We start from the raw sequence: 16,530 nt of genomic DNA, 5'->3' as shown, positions 1-16,530 counted from the left end.
ACACCCAATCCACACACCAACCTGCCATGCCCCATACCCCTCCTTCACTGAACCGCCGCCATCTCCTCCAAAACGGCCTGGGCGCCGCCGCATGGGCGGCCACAGCGGGTGTGCCCGCACTGGCGGCATCGCCCGGCACGCCCGACCTGTCCAAGGTCACGCTGCGCGTTGGCACCTACAAGGGCCTGTGGCGCGCGCTGATCGCCGCATCGGGCCAGGGCAACACGCCCTACCGCATCGAATGGCGCGAGCTGAACAACGGCGTGCTGCACATCGAGGCCCTGAACGGCGACGCGCTGGACCTGGGCTCGGGCAGCGAGATCCCTGCCCTGTTTGCCGCCCGGCAAAAGGCGCAGGTGCGCTTCATCGCTGTAGTGCGCGAAGACCTGAACAACCAGGTCACCCTGGCCCGCAAGGATGCCCCCATCCAGCGCATAGCCGACCTGAAAGGCAAACGCGTGGGCTATGTGCGCGCCACCACCTCGCACTACTACCTGAGCAAGCAGCTGGCCGAAGCGGGCTTGTCGTTTGCCGACATCACGGCCATCAACCTCACCCCCGCCGACGGGCTCTCGGCCTTTGACCGGGGCGACCTTGATGCCTGGGCCATCTACGGCTACAACGGCCAGCTGGCGCGGCTGCGCTACGGCGCCCGCGTGATCAAGACCGGTGTGGGCTACCTGTCGGGCAACTTTCCCATCTATGCCAACCCGCGCGCGGTGGACGACCCCGCGCGCCACGCCGCCATCAGCGACTACCTGCTGCGCCTGCGCCGCGCTTACCAGTGGGCCAACGGCAACTACCTGGACTACGCCCGGGCCCAGTCGGCCGAAACCCGCGTGCCCGTGGGCGACCTGATCGAGCTGTGGAACAGCCGCAGCACCGACTACGACCTGCGCCCCGTGGACGACGCCGTGGTGCAAGGCCACCAGGCGGTGGCCGACACCTTTTTGCAGCTGGGCGTGCTGGACGGCCCCGCGCAAGTGGCGCCCCTGTGGGACCGCAGCTTCAAAAACGTGTTGCGCCCCTTCGCGATCGACAAGGCGGCCTGACACGCACAACCCCCCGCCGCCGCAGCCACACCCCGTGCCACTTTTCGCGTGGCGGGGAGCACCGCTTGCGCTTACCATGCGCCCCTGATTTCCATCAAGGAGCACCCTCCCATGAGCATGAACAAGCGCAACTTCGTCGCCGCCGGCATGGGCCTGGCAGGCCTGTGGACTGCCGCGGGCAGCAGCCACGCCGCCACGCCGGCCAAGGCCCCCAGCGGCCCCACGCTGCTCACCATCAGCGGCGCCATCACCCAGTCCAACCGCGGCGCGCTGGACACCACCATCGACCAGATGATGGGCAAACACGGCATCCAGTTTGACAAGGCCTTCGCGCTGGACGCCGCCGCCCTGGCGCGCATGCCCGCCGTCACCATCAAGCCCACGCTCGAATACGACAGCAAGCCCCACACGCTCAAGGGCCCCCTGCTCACCACCGTGCTGGCCGCCGCCGGTGTGGCCGCTGGCAGCCCCGTGCAACTGGGCCTGCGCGCGGTGGACGGCTACAACGTCAACATCAGCATGGCCGACGCCCAGGCCTACCGCATGATCGTCGCCACCCACATCGACGGCCAACCCATGGCCCTGGGCGGCCTGGGCCCGCAGTGGGCCGTGTACGACGCCGACGTGCTGCCCGCCTTCAAGGACAAGCCCGTGAAGGAGCGCTTTGGCCTGTGCCCCTGGGGGCTGTACCACATTGAGGTGAAGAAGACCTGAGCCAGTGCAGGCCCAACGCCGCGGAGCGGTTGAGCGCCAGCGCGGTACAAACCGCCTCCCAACAAAAAGAGCGACCCTGGGGTCGCTCTTTTTTTGATAGCTGCCAGCGCATGATCCACTGGCGCTACAGCCATATTTCACCCTAAATCAGCCCCGGCGGCGCCCCATGCGCACCGCCAGCGCTGCCAGCGACCCCACGGTGGCCAAGCCCACCACCCCCAGCCAGCCCCACTGCGCCAGCGCCAGGCTGCCCAGCGCCGCCCCGGCCGACATGCCGATGAACATGCCGGTGAACAGCAGCGCATTGAGCCGGCTGCGCGCCGCAGGGTCGATGCCGTACACGATGGTCTGGTGCGCCACCAGCGTGGCCTGCACGCCAAAGTCAAAGCCGATGGCACTGACCACAATCAAGGCCAGCTGGGCCTGAGCAGGCAGCAGCGGCGCCAGCGCCATCACCGCAAACGACACGGCGGCCAGCCCGGCGCCGTAGCGCGTCACCACCTCGGGCCCACGCTTGTCGGCCAGGCGCCCGGCCAGCGGGGCGGCCAGTGCCCCCGCCGCCCCGGCCAGACCAAACGCGCCCGCCGCCGCCGTGCCCAGGTTGAACTGGCTGTGCAGCATCACCGCCAGCGTGGACCAGAACGCGCTGAAGCCCACGGCCAGCAGCCCCTGCGCCCAGGCCGCACGGCGCAGCGCTGCGTGCTGGCGCCACAGCGCCACCATCGAGCCGATCAGCGCGCCGTAGCCCATCTGCGTGGTGGGCGCAAAGCGCGGCAGCCCGCGCCACACGGCCACCGTCAGCAGCGCAATGGCCGCCGCCGCCGCCACATACACCGTGCGCCAGCCCCACTGTTGCGCCACGAAGCCGCTGACCACGCGCGACAGCAAAATGCCCAGCAGCAGCCCCGTCATCACCGTGCCCACCATGCGCCCGCGCTGCGCCGCTGGGGCCAGCGTGGCGGCGGCAGGCACCACGTCCTGCACCACGGTGGCCGCCAGGCCCACGGCGAGGCTGGCCGCCAGCAGCGCACCCATGCCGGGCGCCAGGCCGCTCAGCAGCAGGGCCAGCATCAGCGCGATGGACTTGATGACGATGATGCGGCGCCGGTCAAACCGGTCGCCCAGCGGCGCCAGCAGCAAGATGCCCAGCGCATACCCCAGCTGCGTGAGCGTGGGCACCAGCCCCACCACGCGGCTGTCGGCCTGCATGTCGGGCCCTAGCACGCCCAGCATTGGCTGGCTGTAGTACAGCGACGCCACGCTGAGCCCCGCCGTGGTCGCCAGCAGCAATAAGAGCGGCGCACTCACCGACCCCTCCGCAGGGGGCGCCACCGGGGCCAGCCCCGCTGCACCACTTGCATGCACGTTTTGAATGGAAGACATCACAACACCATCGGTTAGAAAGGAATGGTGCGATTGTTCTAGCCCACCGCCGCGCTGGGTAGTAGGCTGAATTGCAGATTCGTTATACGCTTAGCGTATGACAAACACCCTGCCAGCCCTGCAACCCGGCGCCGACCGCATCGAGCTGATGCAGACCTTTGTCCGCATCGTCGAGGCCGGCAGCCTGTCTGCCGCCGCCCAGCAACTGGGCACCAGCCAGCCCACCGTGAGCCGCCGCCTGCAGGCGCTGGAGCGCAGCCTGGGCATCAAGCTGCTGCAGCGCTCCACCCATGTGATGAAGCTGACGGAAGACGGCGACCGCTGCTTTGCCCACGCCAAGGCCCTGCTGGAAGACTGGCGCGCCATGGAAGACGACCTGCGCGGCACGGCCGACACCCCGCGCGGCACCCTGCGCGTGCTGGCGCCGCACGCCTTTGGGCAAGACCAGTTCATCGCCCCGCTGATGGCCTACCTGCGCCGCTACCCCGAGGTGGACGTGGAATGGATGCTGCACGACCGCCGCCCCAACTTCATCGCCGAAGGCATCGACTGCGCCATCCAGGTCGGCGCGGTGGACGACCCCAGCGTGGTCGCAGTGCGCCTGGCCGAGGTGCCCCGCATCGTGCTGGCCGCCCCCGCCCTCATGGCCGGGCGCCCCACGCCCCGGCACGCGCAAGACCTGCAACCCCTGCCCTGGCTGGCCCTGAGCACCTTCTACCGCCGCGAGGTCACGCTGACCCAAGAGCCCGGCGGCGAGGCCCATACCTTCGGCATTACCCCGCGTTTGGCCACCGACAGCCTGTACGCCCTGCGCAGCGCCGCCCTGGCGGGGCTGGGAGCGTGCATTTCTTCGGCATGGATCGTGGACAACGATGTGCGGCAGGGGCACTTGCTGCACCTGGTGCCCAACTGGCACGCGGCGCCGCTGCCGGTGTACTTGGTGTACCCGTATGCGCGGTTTTATCCGGCGCGGCTGCGGCTGTTTTTGGAGGCGATGCGGGGGGCGATGCCGGGGTTGGTGGGGATGCGGGCGGTGGGGTGAGGTACGGAGCTAAAGCAGGGACCGGCCAGAAGCAGCCGCTCACCGCAAGTGGAAGCGGATGTTCAACGTTCGAGCTAAGCGGGCGACAACGGCAAGATGCCAGGCCCTGACTGGTGAAAATGTACCGCGTACCACCAGACCAGGCCTGGTGGTTTGCCATTGGCGCTCCGCTTGAGCGAGGGGGTAGGCCTCACGCTACAACTGGCGAAAGATATATTCCATTGCCTTGTCGTTCTTGCGATAACCGTCCCGAGTATGGAACGTGGCCTTCTCAAGATGGATGGAGTACACCTCGGCAACCTTGAGTAGTTTCCAGCCTGTTCGTTCGCCGCTTTCGCTGCCACCAAAGACTTGAAAGCACCGGAGAATTTCGTCTCCGTTCTTGTCCCGGCCGTAGGCGTGTGGCTCGACGGTGCGCGCGTACCCGTGGTAACGAAGTTCGACAACCTTGTGGGTGTCAATTGCTTCCAACAGCTCTGATTTCATCCGACCCTCTCAACCGGCTGGCTTTGCAGGCTGGAGGTCGCCTGCCAGTCTGCCTTCGTACTTGTGGCCGCAACTCGTGCAAAGGCGGGTTCTGAAGTCCTTCGCATCATGAACGAGCAGCCGACGCTTGTGGTCGCTTTCCCAGCAACGCAGGCAGTAAGGTGCGCCCAGGGGCTCGCCGTCTGGGCCAGCGTTGTAGTACGCATCGTATTTCCGGACCATGGAATCTTTGGCCTCGAACGCTTCCTCGAGTTCTTTGATCTTTTGGTCCCTCGCTGCGAACGAGTCTTGCAGTTCAACCAATTCCAACTTTACGTCTGCAAGCGCTCCTATCAGATCAGCCACCTTTAGCTTTAACTCGGCTCGCTCGATTGAGACATCGCTTTCACGAATGAATTTTGCAATCTCCGTGGCTGTCTTAAGGCTGCCAAGGACGGCGCCGATAGCTGTGAGGTCTGGCATGGAGTCTCCTGTGAGGCCTAGCGGCCAAGGTCAGTGGCTTGCCGTAGGCAAGTCCGCCTGACTGAAAGGTTAGGCCTCATTGCTGCTGTAGCCGCAATATGCTTCCTTGCCGACTTTAAGCGCCGCGTAGAGGCATACCGCAACAAACCCCGCCAATATGGTGGCGGGAGCGCCCAGCGATGAACCAAGAAACGCAGCAATAACGCCGACTATTGCAGTTGTGGACTTCTTCTGCATAGCGTCGATCTGTTTCCAGAGCGCCTTGTACTTTTTCTCGTCCGTGCAGAGAAATATGCGCATCTCGTTTTTCACGTGGTCCCAGTACGTCTTCTCAGGTCGGGTGTCTTCCGGGGGCGTACGTCGCGTTGACATCTGAGGTGGGAAGCGTCCGCCTCGATACATCAGATTGGCAACCTCTTCGTCGGTCGATGCGATGCCCATCTCCCATGCGAACAACGGAGGGGCCTCGTAGGTGAGTTCACGTGCGTCGATTTCCGCGAGAAGAGTTTGTGTGTCCATAGCGGTGGGGAATGAGGCCTAACGTAGTTTAGACAGCAAAACCTGCGGGATAAACTGGACCGAGCGAGATATTCTGGACACTGATTTCTCCTGGAGGCGGCTTGCAGCAAAGGTTTGCAAGGGGTGACCTGTTCAAACTTCCAGATGTAAAAATTCCATGAAACCCGGCACGCGTTAATACCGAAAACTATGGCTTGCCGTATGCGGACGCCGGGATTTCCAACAGCAGCGTGCAGCAAGTCGATGGCAGCTTCAGGGCGGCGCTTTTGAACGGCGGCTCTGGGCCAGCAGCGGTCAATCCTCACGCATGTGGTTCAAAACTCAAAGAAAAAAGAGCGCAGTCGTGTTTGCTCTATTTTTCATAGCTACCACCGCATATAGATCAACCACTACCGGAATATTTCGCACCAAACTGGCCTCAGCCTCGTGCCTACCAACAGCCTCTTTAAACAGCAAGCCGCCCAACACGCTCAGCAGCCACCGTCAAATGGCGTACCAACTCCGCCTTACACGCATCGAAACCCGCGCTGAATCCTTCCTGATCCTCCGACCGTCGAACAAACACCTGCGCCATCGCAAGCGCCTCCTTCCAAGCCGCTGCACTGACCTGTTCCCCCACCGTCAGTTCTAGCGCCCGATCCGGCAAGCCGCCCCCCGCCGTGGGTGCAAACGCCATGGGCGTCATGTCATACGCAGGCGCCAGCTCGTAAGGCCTTCGCCCCTCTGACAAGCACGACAGATTGCCACTGTGCATGTCGGTGTTGCCGATCAGGCAGCCGAACGCCCACAGCAGGCAGGCTGTGTCAAAGGCCTGGGCAGTGATGACGCCCTCCTTCCACAACGCCTTGGCGATCACCGGCCAGTTGCCGCCGCTGCCGACAAACTCGGCGTCCAGCGCGGAGATGGAATGCAGCGCCCTGCGCCCACGCGCGCCCAGCCGGTCAAACCGCTGCACTTCCAGAAATCGTTGGGTACCGTGCATCCAGGTCATCGACTGCGCGGTAGGCACTCCGTGGTCGCGCAGCACCTGCAGGGCGATGTGTTCGGCCAGCAGCAGGTCGCGCCAGCGGGCGCTGACGGGGGTGTCGAGTTCTGCGGTGAACTTGACCATCACATGTGCGGCGGTGCCATCGGCCTGCTCTGCGTAGGCGGTGAACTTGGGCTGCTCGCCGGCGGCTGACGAGCCCGCCACTTCGCCGCGCGCGGCCAGGTCGGCCAGCCGGGCGTAGGTGTGCAGCTTCTGCGCCGCTGCAATCGGCACGGGGTCGGGCGCGTTGACGAACTGGTCGCGGGCGGTGGGGCCGATGAGCAGGTTGCCGGGCATGTCGTCGCCCTGGTCCAGGATGGCGCGCAGTGCGTGGGTGTCGCTCCAGTCGCCCAGCCGCTCGGGCAAGCCCAGGCGCTGGCCGTGCCGCTGGCAGTAGGCGCGCCCCAGGTAGCCCTGCGGGCGCATGTCATAGATCCACCACGGCAGGCCGTCGCTGTGCAGCCGGGCCCCGTCCGCCTCGACCATCACAAATCCCTGCGGGCACACGGGGACGAGGGTGCCCAGAGTTTCGACCGCGCCCTGGGGGGTGACGCGGTACACCGTGGCCTGCAGATCGGCGCGCTGGGGATCGCGGAGCGTGTATTGAATAGATCTGGCGGCGCCAAAAGGCACCACCTCGTCACCCAGCGCGCTGAGTGCCCGCGAGACGGTGGGCTGGCTGACCTGCAGCGCCTGGGCCAGCGCCTGCGCCTTGGTGGGGCCGGGGCGCAGCAGGGGGCGGACGGCGTTGGCGTAGGTCTGGGCGGCGGAGGGCATGGCCTAAGGATACGCCGTTTGAATTGAAAACTGAATAGATAAAAGAATAGATAAAAACAGACTGAATGGACGCCCCAGGGTCGCCCCCTTAAGCCGGCAACCGCACCGCAGCCTCCCGCAGCGCCTCGGCAAACGCCATCGCCGCCGGTTGTTGCTGCGTGCCCCGGCGGTAGGCCAGGTACAGGTCCAGGTGCACCACGGGCTCGCGCAGCATGGCGACGCCCAGGCCCTGGCGCAGGCATTCTTCCAGCGCGAACGAGGGCACGATAGCGCTGCCACGGCCGGCGCGCACCATGCCGATCAGGGTGCCGATCAGGTTCATGCGGGGGCGCTCCTGGTGGGCCAGGCCCAGGCGGGAGAGCTGCTTTTCGATGACCACCTGTATGGGGTTGCCCGACGGCAGGCTGACCAGAGGCACGTCTTTGAGTCGGCTCCAGGGCTGGCTGTCAGACAGCTGGCCGCTGGTGTGCGCCGTATCGGGCGGGCTGATGCGCATGAGGCGGAACTTGCACAAGGGCTGGCGCGACAGCCCCACGGCGGGTTTGACGAAGAAGCCAAAGCCGATGTCGGCCTCGCCGTCGAGCACGCGCTGGCGCACGGTGCCCACCTCGACATCGCTGAGCTGCACCTGCACGCCAGGGTGGCTTTGCGCAAAGCAGCGAATCACCTCGGGCAGCAGGCTGGCCGAGATCATGGGGGTGGCCGCTACCAGCAGGCGCGAGCGCACGGCGGCCTCGTTGCCATCCAGCACGGCGCCCAGGGCGCGCAGCTCGCCCACCACGCGCTCGGCCACGGGCTGCAGGCGGCGCCCGGCCTCGGTCAGCGTGATCGACCGGGTGGTGCGGTCAAACAGGCGGGCGCCAACCTGGTCTTCCAGCTCCTTGACCAGCATGCTCATGCCCGAGGGCGACAGGTGCACCTGCTCGGCCGCCTTGGCAAAGCTCTGCAGGCGCGTCACCTCCAGAAAAGCGTGGAGCTGGCGGGTGCTGACATTCATCAGCTTTGATGAAGAATTCATCAGAATTTTCCGTTTGATCAATGTCAAGAGTGTCGTTGTAATTGTCCTGTAACGCCCTTCCAACGACTAGAGAGACAAGCCCCATGCCCCAGCTGCCCACCCTGCGTGCCAACGCGCACCCGCCCTCCCCCCAACGCCGCAGCCTGGTGCTGGGCGCGCTGGCCGCCACGGCTGCCGCCGCCACGCCCAGGGCCTGGGCACAGACGGGGGCCGATGCGCCGGTGCGGCTGGTGGTGCCGTTCACGCCCGGCACGGGCATTGACCTGATTGCGCGGCAGATTGCGCAGCCGCTGTCTGACCGGCTCAAGCGCCCGTTTTTTGTGGAGAACAAGGCGGGTGCGTCCGGCATCATCGGCACGCAAGAGGTGGTGCGCGCGGCGCCCGATGGCACCACGCTGCTGGTCAGCGTGAACACGCTGGTGATGAACATGGCGCTGTACCCCAAGCAGGGCTTTAACCCGCTGACGGACCTGGTGCCCGTGAGCCAGACCAGCTGGGGGCAGCTGCTGCTGGTGGCATCGGCGGGGTCCAAAATCGAATCGCTCAAGGACCTGATGGACCGCGCCCGGGCCAAGCCCGGCTCGCTCAACTACGGCTCGCCCGGTGCGGGCACGCCGCACCACCTGGCGATGGAGCTGCTGAAAAACCGGGCCAAGATTTCGCTCACCCACATCAGCTACCGGGGCACCGCCCCGGCCGTGACAGACCTGCTGGGCGGGCAGATCGACGCGATGTTCCTACCCATCCACGTGGCCTTGCAGCATGTGAAGGCGGGCAAGCTGAAGGCGCTGGCCATCAGCTCTGACACGCCCCACCCGCTGCTGCCCGAGGTGCCGTCGCTGGGCACGCTGAAGCTGGGCGACCTGAACGTGGACATGTGGTACGGCGTGTTTGCCCCCGCAGGCACGCCCCGTGCCATGGTGGACCGGCTGAATACCGAGCTGCGCGACGTGCTGGCCTCGCCCGCCGTGGCCAAGTCGTTCGAGACCCAGGGCATGACGCCCGCCCACAGCTCGCCAGACGCCTTCCAGAAGCTGGTGACGGCTGACGCCAAGCGCTGGGCCGATCTCATCAAGGCCCAGGGCATCACCGCCGAGTAACCACGGTCACTCGCACCACGCAGCAGCGCGCAGCACTGCACAACCTCGCACCGCAGCCCGTACCGAACCGAATCGAACAAAACCAACAACATGAACCAGCAAGCAACCGTGGCGCCGCAGCAGGACGCCGAAGTGATCATCGTGGGCGGCGGCCCCGTCGGCATGGGCCTGGCCATAGAGCTGGGCCAGCGCGGCGTGAGCGTGATCGTGGTGGAGCGCTATGTGCAGCCCCAGCCCATCCCCAAGGGCCAGAACCTCACGCAGCGCACCATGGAGCACTTTCATTTCTGGGGGGCTGAAAAGCAGCTGCGCGCAGCGCGCACCATTCCGGTCGAGTACGGCATTGGCGGCCTGACCGCACATGGCACGCTGCTGGGGCCCTACAGCTACGACTGGCTGCAACGCGACCTGGTCAAGCCCTACTACTTCACTGCCAACGAGCGGCTGCCGCAGTACGCCACCGAGGCGGTGCTGCGCCAGCGCGTGGCCCAGCTGCCGTCGGTGCAGACCCTCTACGGCTGGGAGACAAGCACCGTGGCGCAGGACGATGCGGGCGTGTCCGTCACCATTCAGCAACGCGGCGACGGCAAGGCCCAGCGCGTGCTGCGCGGCGCCTATGTGGTGGGGTCGGACGGGGCGCGGTCGGTGGTGCGCGAGCAGGCGGGCATCACCCACACCCGCACGGACCACGACCGCATGATGGTGCTGCTGGTGTTCAAGTCGCAAGGTCTGCACCAGCTGCTGGAGCGCTACCCCGGCAAGTCTTACTACAACGTGCTGCAGCCCGAGCTGAAGGGCTACTGGAAGTTTCTCGGCCGGGTGGACCTGGGCAGCACCTGGTTCTTTCACGCGCCGGTGCCGCCAGGCACCACCAAAGACAACTTTGACTTTGCCGCCTACCTGCACGAGGCGGTGGGCGCGGAGTTTGAAGTGGAGTTTGAGCACATCGGCTTTTGGGACCTGCGCTTCATGCTGGCCGACAGCTATCGCAAGGGCCGGGTGTTCATCGCGGGTGATGCCGCCCACAGCCACCCGCCCTACGGCGGCTATGGCGTGAACTCGGGCCTGGAAGACGCGCGCAACCTGGGCTGGAAGCTGGCCGCCTCGCTGCAAGGCTGGGGCGGCGAGCGCCTGCTGGACTCGTACGACGCCGAGCGGCGCCCGGTGTTTGCGTCCACCATCAATGACTTCATTGCGCGGTCCATCGAGACAGACAAGGAGTTTCTGGACACCCACGACCCGGCGCGGGACCAGGCCGCGTTTGAAGCCGCATGGCAGGCGCGCGCACAGGGTGCCGTGGGCGAGGTGCATGCGTTTGAGCCGCACTACGAGGGCTCGGGCATCGTGTGGGGCAGCGAGGGCCGCGCCAGCAGCGCCAAGGGATCGCACCGGTTTGAGGCGCGGCCTGGCCACCACCTGGCACCCGCTACGCTGCCCACCGGGCGCAATGTGTTTGAGGAGCTGGGCCCGGGCTTTTCGCTGCTGGTGGTGGGCCGCGACGGCGCCCACGCGCCATCGGTGCAGGCCTTTCGCGAGGCGGCGGCGGGCCTGGGACTGCCCCTGCGGCTGGTGGACTGTGGTGACGGGGGCGAAGGCACCGAGCCTGCGCGCTATGGCGCACCGCTGGTGCTGGTGCGGCCCGACCAGTTTGTGGCCTGGACGGCGCCTGCTGGCGGCCCCGTGGTGACCGCAGCGCAAGCCCGCGACGTTCTGGCGCGTGTGGCGGGGTAACCGCACGGGCGCGGCCGCTGGGTTAGCGGCAACGCCCCAGCCCGGGAGTGATCCAGGCCAGGGCGCGATCCAGGCCGGGGCGCCAGGCAGCCAATCGCTCAGGCGGCCTTGCGCAGCGCGGCGGGCGCCACCGGTGTCTGCTGCCCGTCGCGCTCTGCCACCTTGGCGCGCACCAGGGGCAGCAGCTCGCGGCCGTACTCGATAGCGTCCACCAGCGGGTCAAAGCCACGGATCAGGAAGGTGGTGATGCCCAGGTCGTAGTACTTGAGCAGTGCGTCGGCCACCTGCTCGGGCGTACCCACCAGCGATGTGGAGTTGGACCGGCCGCCCAGCTCGCGCGCAATGGCCGTCCACAGGCGTTCGTCCACACGGTCGCCCTTGGCGGCGTCGGCCAGCAGGCGCTGCGCGCCTTCGCTCTGCTGCGGGCCCACGCCGCGCGAGTAGCCTTGGCTCACTCGCAAACGGCGCGTGTCTTCCAGAATGCGCTCGGCCTTGGCCCAGGCTTCGTCCTCGGTCTTGCCCAGGATGGGGCGGAACGAGATGCTGAAGTCCACATGCCGGCCCTGCAAGGTGGCCTCGGCGCGCACACGGCGCACCAGGTCGCCCGCCTGGGCCAGCGACTCGCCCCACAGCGCGTACACGTCGGCATGTTTGCCGGCCACCTGCAGGGCAGGTGCAGAGGCACCACCAAAGTAAATGGGCACGCGCTGGCCTTGCAGGGGCTTGACTTCCGACACCACGCCCTTGGCGCGGTAGTAGGTGCCTTCGTGGTCAAAGGGTTTGTCTTCGGCCCACACGCGGCGCAGGACGGTGAGGTATTCGTCGGTGCGCGCATAGCGCTCGTCGTGGTTCAGGAAGTCGCCATCGCGCTGCTGGTCTTCGTCCGAGCCGCCGCTGATGTAGTGCACGGCCAGGCGGCCGTTGGTGTAGTGGTCCAGCGTGGCCAGCTGGCGCGCGGCCAGCGTGGGCGCCACAAAGCCGGGGCGGTGCGCCAGCAGGAACTTGATCTTGTCGGTGACCGATGCCGCGTACGTGACGGTCAGCAGCGTGTCGGGGCTGGACGAGCTGGCAGGCACCAGGATGCGGTCAAACCCCGCGTGCTCGTGCGCCTGGGCAAACACGCGCACATAGGCGGGGTCCACCGCCGGGCCCTTGCGGGCGATGGTTTCAGAGACTTCGTGCGGCTGGATCATGCCGATGAACTGGACGGGCATAGCGGGCTCCTGTGGCGATGGGGTGAAACAAGGTTGGGTGAATGGTTGGCAACGTCACGCGTGCGGGACTGCAGCCATGATCTGCCCGCCCCTGGTGCGCGCCAACGAAGAAAAACGCGTTTGCAAAGTTGTGCGGCGCATAGGCCCCGCCGCACACGGCGATGGGGGTACACCGCCGCCGTGCGCGCCGCTATGCTGTGGCGGGTTGCCATCCAGACTCCGCCGCCTGGCCGCCAGCGTCGGCATGGTCGGCCAGTGCGTTGCCGACCTGCACGTCTGGCCCTGGCCTCTGACCGCTGGCTCCTCGCTCCTCACTCCTCACAATGGCCAGCCCGCTTCGCATCCAGAAAGGACCCCACCCACCATGCTCTCGCACGTTTTTGTTGGCATCACAGATTTCGAGCGCGCCCTGGCGTTCTACCGGCCGGTGCTGGCCTCGTTGGGCATTCAGGAGCGCTTTTGCGAAGCCGAGCGGCCCTGGGCGGGCTGGGAGTCCACCCCCGGCCCCCGGCCGCTTTTTGTGATTGCCCGCCCGTTCAACGGCGAGGTGCCCCACCCTGGCAACGGGCTGATGGTGGCCTTCATGGCCGCCACGCGCAGCCAGGTGGACGCAGCCCATGCGCTGGCGCTGAGCCTGGGCGGCCAGTCCGAGGGCCGCCCCGGGCTGCGGCCCGAGTACCACGCCAACTACTACGGCGCGTATTTTCGGGACCCAGACGGCAACAAGCTGTGCGTGGCGTCGCACGGACAGGCGTAGCGCAGGGTGGCGCCGGGCGGGCGGAAGCCCCATGCGCTGCTTATCTAGGGAAAATGGCCTCAAGCGCTAGTCGATAAATCGCTGGCCGCTATTCTTTTGAGAGCAATCTGAACGCGACCAGGCATTCGCTCGCGGCCCGCTGCCAGCACGCTGGTGGCGGGCACTGTCAGTGCGGGAAGCCGCCCCGCACCAGCCGCACGGGCTCTGCGTCCATGCGGCGAATCAGCGCCTGCAGGCCATCGCCCGCAGCGTTGGCAGCTACATCGGCAGAAGGCAGCTGCTGGGCCGCTGGCGCTGTGCGGCAGACCAGATCGTCCTCCGACCACGCGGCCTTGCCCGGCTGGCCCCGTGCGCGCAGCCAGCCCGCACGGTCTGCGATGAGCTGGTGGCCGGGCAGGTCGCTGGCGGGAACGCCCAGCACCAGGGCCAGTGCCAACGGCGCTGCGGTATCGGTGGTCAGGCATTCCGCATCGGCGGCAGCAGCATCGGGAGTGTGCAGCGCGCCGGGCCCGGGGTGCGCCACCACCAGCGAGACAAGGCGTGGATCATCGGCGGGCAAGGGGCTGCCGCTGCCTGGCAGCACCACGCGCAGCCGCTGCCCCGCCAAGCTGCGCGCCGTGTGCTGGCGCCCATGGCGGCACAGCACGGCCACGTCGGGCAGGCGCACGGGGCGGTCCCAAGTGCCCGATTCGCGCAGCATCTGGCCCGCGGCATGGGCTTGCAGGTAGTCCAGCACCTCCCACACCTGCGCGTCGGTGAGCTGCGTGGTGTCAAAGCCGGGCATGGTCTGCGCGCCGTTGCGGCCCTGCATGCCGTGGCGCACGCGCCAGAAGAGTTCGCCATCCAGCCGCTTCCACAACAGCGCGCCGTTCAGGTTGGGCGGCCACATGGCCAGCCGGGGTGCGTCGGGCCCTTCGCCGTTGGCACTGGCGCCATGGCAGCGCTCGCAATGTTGCTGGTACACCGCCTGGCCGCGCACGATGCCCTGCGCAGTGAAGCCCGTGGGTGACTGGTGCAGGCTGGTGGCCACGGCGGGCGTCAGCAGCAGGTGGCGATGGGGCCAGGGCGCAAACACCACCAGTGCAGCGGCTAGCCACCACAGCGGCTTGCGGCCGCGCCGCCACGCCACGGATACCGCCAGCGCCAGCAGCGCCACACCCACACACAGCAGCGACAACATCACGCGCCGCGCGTGGCCGGCATCCACCACCAGCATCTCGGCGGCCACACGGTGCGCGAACGGCCAGGCGGGCTGGCCGTGCACATCGGGCGCCAGGCCCAACGCATGCAGCAGCGCGCGCATGCCCTGCTGGGTGGCCTGCAGGCCTTCGAGCAGAGCGGCCAGCCACTCGGGCGGCAACGACAGCCAGGCCAAGGCGGTGGCTACCAGCTGGCGTCCAGCCCCAGCAACGCCAGCGCCTCGTGGCGCAGGGCCGCCAGGCGTGGGTCGCCCCGGTGGCGCGGGTACGGCAGGTCGTTGACCAGCACCTGCTTGACGCGCGCAGGCCGGTCAGAGAACACCACCACGCGCTGCGCCATGAACAGCGCTTCTTCCACATCGTGCGTGACGAGCAGGGCAGAGAAACCCGCACGCTGCCACAGCTGCACCAGCTCGGTCTGCATGGACAGGCGCGTGAGCGAGTCGAGCTTGCCCAGCGGCTCGTCCAGCACGAGCAAGGTGGGGTCGTTGACCAGCGCACGCGCCAGCGCCACGCGCTGCGCCATGCCGCCCGAGAGCTGGTGCGGGAAGGCCTTGGCAAAGTCCTGCAGCCCGACCAGGGCCAGCGCTTCGTCCACGCGATGGCGCTGGGATTTGAGGATGCCGCGCGCCTGCAGGCCCAGGGCCACGTTGTCCCACACGGTGCGCCAGGGGAACAGCGTGGGGTCCTGAAACACCACGATGCGCGACGGGTCGGGCTGGGTGATGGGGGCGCCATCCTGCAGCAGCTCGCCGGTGGTGGCCGGCTCCAGCCCCGCCACCAGGCGCAGCAGCGTGCTCTTGCCGCAGCCGCTGGGGCCCAGCAGGGCCACGAACTCGCCAGGTGCAATGGACAAGTCCAGCTCGTCGATCACGTGCAACGGGCCTGCGGGCAGGTCAAACCAGTGGCTGACATTGCGCACGTCAATGCGTGCGCCGTTCACACGGGCCGCCGTAGAGATTTCAGGAACCGTCGCGGAACTCACCATTTCACCACCCCCTTCTGCCACGAGAGCACCCTGTCGCGCAGCACAAACAGCAGCGTGATCACGCCCGAGAACAGCAGCGCCATCACGATGAGCGCCGCATACATGTTGGGATACGCCGCCCAGCCCTGCGCCCAGGTGAGGTACCAGCCCAGGCCCGCTTTCACGCCCAGCATCTCGGCCACCACCAGGGTGGAGAACGCCGCGCCCAGGCCCATGAACAGGCCCACAAACACCTGCGGCAGCGCCGCCGGGATGGCCACGCGCAGCACCAGAAACCAGGGCGACGCACCCATGGTGCGGGCCACGTCATAAAAGTTCTTGTGCACCCCGGCCACGCCTGACCAGGTGAGGATGGCCACCGGGAAGGCCGTGCCCAGCGCAATCAGAAAGATCGCCGTGGACCAGCTGGACGGAAAGAAATAGAAGCTGACCGGCAGCAGCGCGGTGGTGGGCACCGGGCCCAGGATGCGCAGCACCGGGTGGATCCAGTAACTGGCCTGGCGCGACCAGCCGATCAGCACGCCCGTGACAAAACCTGCCGCTGCTCCAATCGCAATGCCCAGCGCCAGCAGGCGGATGGAGGCGCCCGCGCTCTCCAGGAGGCGCGGCCAGTCGGTGGCGTACACCTCCACCAGGCTTTGGGGCGGTGCAAAGAAGGGCGGTGGCAGCGTGCCCAGCTTGGCGGTGAACACCTCCCACACCGCCAGGCCGACGGCAATGGCCACCAGCCACGGTCCAGCCGCACGCACGCGGCGCACCACGGCAGCCAGCGGACGGGCCAGCACGGTCAGCGCCAGCAGCAGTGCCGACACGCCCCCCGCACCCCAGGCGAACTCTTCGGTAAACGCCCATTCGCTGAAACCCGCTGGCTTGTTGGGCCACAGGCCCGTGAGCAAGGCCAGCCCCGCCCAGGCCACAGCGGCGGCCAGCCCCACCCACCAGACCCCCTGGGCCGCTTTGGCCGCCTTGAAGTCAGGCGCGGTGATAGGCTGCGCACCCGCAGCACGGGGCGCACCGGATGATGGGCTGGGCGCACGCAGCGGGGGCTGCGAAGGCTTGGG

At 67.3% G+C, this 16,530-nt stretch carries 16 protein-coding genes; 6 read left to right on the top strand and 10 right to left on the bottom strand.

The window, feature by feature from the left end; genetic code table 11:
* The first annotated feature begins 26 nt into the window (after positions 1-26).
* Both CLU87_RS07455 and CLU87_RS07450 read left to right on the top strand, forming a co-directional pair.
* A complete protein-coding gene (locus CLU87_RS07455; RefSeq protein ID WP_099730025.1) occupies positions 27-1,052 on the top strand; it encodes an ABC transporter substrate-binding protein in 1,026 nt (341 codons plus the stop codon).
* 117 nt (positions 1,053-1,169) lie between these two features.
* Positions 1,170-1,766 carry a molybdopterin-dependent oxidoreductase gene (locus tag CLU87_RS07450; protein ID WP_099732084.1) on the top strand — a complete coding sequence of 199 codons (597 nt, stop codon included), beginning with the start codon at positions 1,170-1,172 and terminating at the stop codon, positions 1,764-1,766.
* A 147-nt stretch (positions 1,767-1,913) separates the two neighbouring features.
* Here CLU87_RS07450 and CLU87_RS07445 read toward each other — a convergent pair whose 3' ends face one another.
* Positions 1,914-3,149 (bottom strand): MFS transporter, encoded by a 1,236-nt coding sequence (locus CLU87_RS07445; RefSeq protein ID WP_099730024.1) that lies wholly within the window; start codon positions 3,147-3,149, stop codon positions 1,914-1,916.
* A gap of 97 nt (positions 3,150-3,246) precedes the next feature.
* Here CLU87_RS07445 and CLU87_RS07440 point away from each other — a divergent pair, with 97 nt between their 5' ends.
* Positions 3,247-4,191 carry a LysR family transcriptional regulator gene (locus CLU87_RS07440; protein ID WP_099730023.1) on the top strand — a complete coding sequence of 315 codons (945 nt, stop codon included), beginning with the start codon at positions 3,247-3,249 and terminating at the stop codon, positions 4,189-4,191.
* Positions 4,192-4,386: 195 nt separating this feature from the next.
* On the opposite strand, the gene CLU87_RS07435 is transcribed toward CLU87_RS07440, so the two are convergent.
* The 5 genes from CLU87_RS07435 to CLU87_RS07415 all read right to left on the bottom strand — a co-directional run bounded on the left by CLU87_RS07435 (position 4,387) and on the right by CLU87_RS07415 (position 8,480).
* The gene (locus tag CLU87_RS07435) at positions 4,387-4,677 is read right to left on the bottom strand and encodes a hypothetical protein (protein ID WP_099730022.1); all 291 of its coding nucleotides are present in this window, start codon (positions 4,675-4,677) and stop codon (positions 4,387-4,389) included.
* A 9-nt stretch (positions 4,678-4,686) separates the two neighbouring features.
* Positions 4,687-5,139 carry a hypothetical protein gene (locus tag CLU87_RS07430; protein ID WP_099730021.1) on the bottom strand — a complete coding sequence of 151 codons (453 nt, stop codon included), beginning with the start codon at positions 5,137-5,139 and terminating at the stop codon, positions 4,687-4,689.
* Positions 5,140-5,208: 69 nt separating this feature from the next.
* The gene (locus CLU87_RS07425) at positions 5,209-5,658 is read right to left on the bottom strand and encodes a hypothetical protein (protein WP_099730020.1); all 450 of its coding nucleotides are present in this window, start codon (positions 5,656-5,658) and stop codon (positions 5,209-5,211) included.
* A gap of 445 nt (positions 5,659-6,103) precedes the next feature.
* Positions 6,104-7,462, bottom strand: coding sequence for a type II toxin-antitoxin system HipA family toxin YjjJ (gene yjjJ, locus CLU87_RS07420; RefSeq protein ID WP_099730019.1), 1,359 nt, complete (start codon positions 7,460-7,462; stop codon positions 6,104-6,106).
* Between the two features lie 88 nt (positions 7,463-7,550).
* Positions 7,551-8,480 (bottom strand): LysR family transcriptional regulator, encoded by a 930-nt coding sequence (locus CLU87_RS07415; RefSeq protein WP_233193733.1) that lies wholly within the window; start codon positions 8,478-8,480, stop codon positions 7,551-7,553.
* A gap of 83 nt (positions 8,481-8,563) precedes the next feature.
* Here CLU87_RS07415 and CLU87_RS07410 point away from each other — a divergent pair, with 83 nt between their 5' ends.
* Both CLU87_RS07410 and CLU87_RS07405 read left to right on the top strand, forming a co-directional pair.
* Entirely contained in the window at positions 8,564-9,580 is a 1,017-nt protein-coding gene (locus CLU87_RS07410; RefSeq protein WP_099730017.1) for a tripartite tricarboxylate transporter substrate binding protein, read from the top strand.
* Between the two features lie 90 nt (positions 9,581-9,670).
* Positions 9,671-11,311 carry an FAD-dependent monooxygenase gene (locus tag CLU87_RS07405; protein WP_099730016.1) on the top strand — a complete coding sequence of 547 codons (1,641 nt, stop codon included), beginning with the start codon at positions 9,671-9,673 and terminating at the stop codon, positions 11,309-11,311.
* Positions 11,312-11,409: 98 nt separating this feature from the next.
* Here the strand turns inward: CLU87_RS07405 and CLU87_RS07400 are convergent, their stop codons facing one another.
* Complete coding sequence (locus tag CLU87_RS07400; RefSeq protein WP_056744351.1) at positions 11,410-12,525, bottom strand: LLM class flavin-dependent oxidoreductase; 1,116 nt, start codon at positions 12,523-12,525, stop codon at positions 11,410-11,412.
* A gap of 364 nt (positions 12,526-12,889) precedes the next feature.
* Between CLU87_RS07400 and CLU87_RS07395 the strand changes: the two genes are divergently transcribed.
* Positions 12,890-13,282: a VOC family protein gene (locus tag CLU87_RS07395; protein ID WP_099730015.1), complete on the top strand. Its 393-nt coding sequence runs from the start codon at positions 12,890-12,892 to the stop codon at positions 13,280-13,282.
* A gap of 166 nt (positions 13,283-13,448) precedes the next feature.
* On the opposite strand, the gene CLU87_RS07390 is transcribed toward CLU87_RS07395, so the two are convergent.
* Genes CLU87_RS07390 through CLU87_RS07380 form a run of 3 tightly spaced genes read right to left on the bottom strand, consistent with a single transcriptional unit; the run spans position 13,449 to position 16,509 of the window.
* Positions 13,449-14,657: a cytochrome c gene (locus CLU87_RS07390; RefSeq protein WP_233193732.1), complete on the bottom strand. Its 1,209-nt coding sequence runs from the start codon at positions 14,655-14,657 to the stop codon at positions 13,449-13,451.
* Between the two features lie 8 nt (positions 14,658-14,665).
* The gene (locus CLU87_RS07385) at positions 14,666-15,469 is read right to left on the bottom strand and encodes an ABC transporter ATP-binding protein (RefSeq protein ID WP_099730014.1); all 804 of its coding nucleotides are present in this window, start codon (positions 15,467-15,469) and stop codon (positions 14,666-14,668) included.
* Entirely contained in the window at positions 15,463-16,509 is a 1,047-nt protein-coding gene (locus CLU87_RS07380; RefSeq protein WP_369804338.1) for an ABC transporter permease, read from the bottom strand. The genes CLU87_RS07385 and CLU87_RS07380 overlap by 7 nt, the downstream gene beginning before the upstream one ends.
* Between the last annotated feature and the right edge of the window lie 21 nt (positions 16,510-16,530).

This window comes from Acidovorax sp. 59 (assembly GCF_002754175.1).
In the GTDB taxonomy this organism is placed as follows: domain Bacteria; phylum Pseudomonadota; class Gammaproteobacteria; order Burkholderiales; family Burkholderiaceae_C; genus Acidovorax; species Acidovorax delafieldii.
Note: the sequence above shows the minus strand (reverse complement) of the source record. Positions and strands in the feature narration are given on the sequence as shown.

Bases quoted from the DNA above. Each gene is read 5' to 3' on its own strand.
- CLU87_RS07455 (WP_099730025.1), top strand. From the start codon at position 27: ATGCCCCATACCCCTCCTTCACTGAACCGCCGCCATCTCCTCCAAAAC.
- CLU87_RS07450 (WP_099732084.1), top strand. From the start codon at position 1,170: ATGAACAAGCGCAACTTCGTCGCCGCCGGCATGGGCCTGGCAGGCCTG.
- CLU87_RS07445 (WP_099730024.1), bottom strand. From the start codon at position 3,149: ATGTCTTCCATTCAAAACGTGCATGCAAGTGGTGCAGCGGGGCTGGCC.
- CLU87_RS07440 (WP_099730023.1), top strand. From the start codon at position 3,247: ATGACAAACACCCTGCCAGCCCTGCAACCCGGCGCCGACCGCATCGAG.
- CLU87_RS07435 (WP_099730022.1), bottom strand. From the start codon at position 4,677: ATGAAATCAGAGCTGTTGGAAGCAATTGACACCCACAAGGTTGTCGAA.
- CLU87_RS07430 (WP_099730021.1), bottom strand. From the start codon at position 5,139: ATGCCAGACCTCACAGCTATCGGCGCCGTCCTTGGCAGCCTTAAGACA.
- CLU87_RS07425 (WP_099730020.1), bottom strand. From the start codon at position 5,658: ATGGACACACAAACTCTTCTCGCGGAAATCGACGCACGTGAACTCACC.
- yjjJ (WP_099730019.1), bottom strand. From the start codon at position 7,462: ATGCCCTCCGCCGCCCAGACCTACGCCAACGCCGTCCGCCCCCTGCTG.
- CLU87_RS07415 (WP_233193733.1), bottom strand. From the start codon at position 8,480: ATGAATTCTTCATCAAAGCTGATGAATGTCAGCACCCGCCAGCTCCAC.
- CLU87_RS07410 (WP_099730017.1), top strand. From the start codon at position 8,564: ATGCCCCAGCTGCCCACCCTGCGTGCCAACGCGCACCCGCCCTCCCCC.
- CLU87_RS07405 (WP_099730016.1), top strand. From the start codon at position 9,671: ATGAACCAGCAAGCAACCGTGGCGCCGCAGCAGGACGCCGAAGTGATC.
- CLU87_RS07400 (WP_056744351.1), bottom strand. From the start codon at position 12,525: ATGCCCGTCCAGTTCATCGGCATGATCCAGCCGCACGAAGTCTCTGAA.
- CLU87_RS07395 (WP_099730015.1), top strand. From the start codon at position 12,890: ATGCTCTCGCACGTTTTTGTTGGCATCACAGATTTCGAGCGCGCCCTG.
- CLU87_RS07385 (WP_099730014.1), bottom strand. From the start codon at position 15,469: ATGGTGAGTTCCGCGACGGTTCCTGAAATCTCTACGGCGGCCCGTGTG.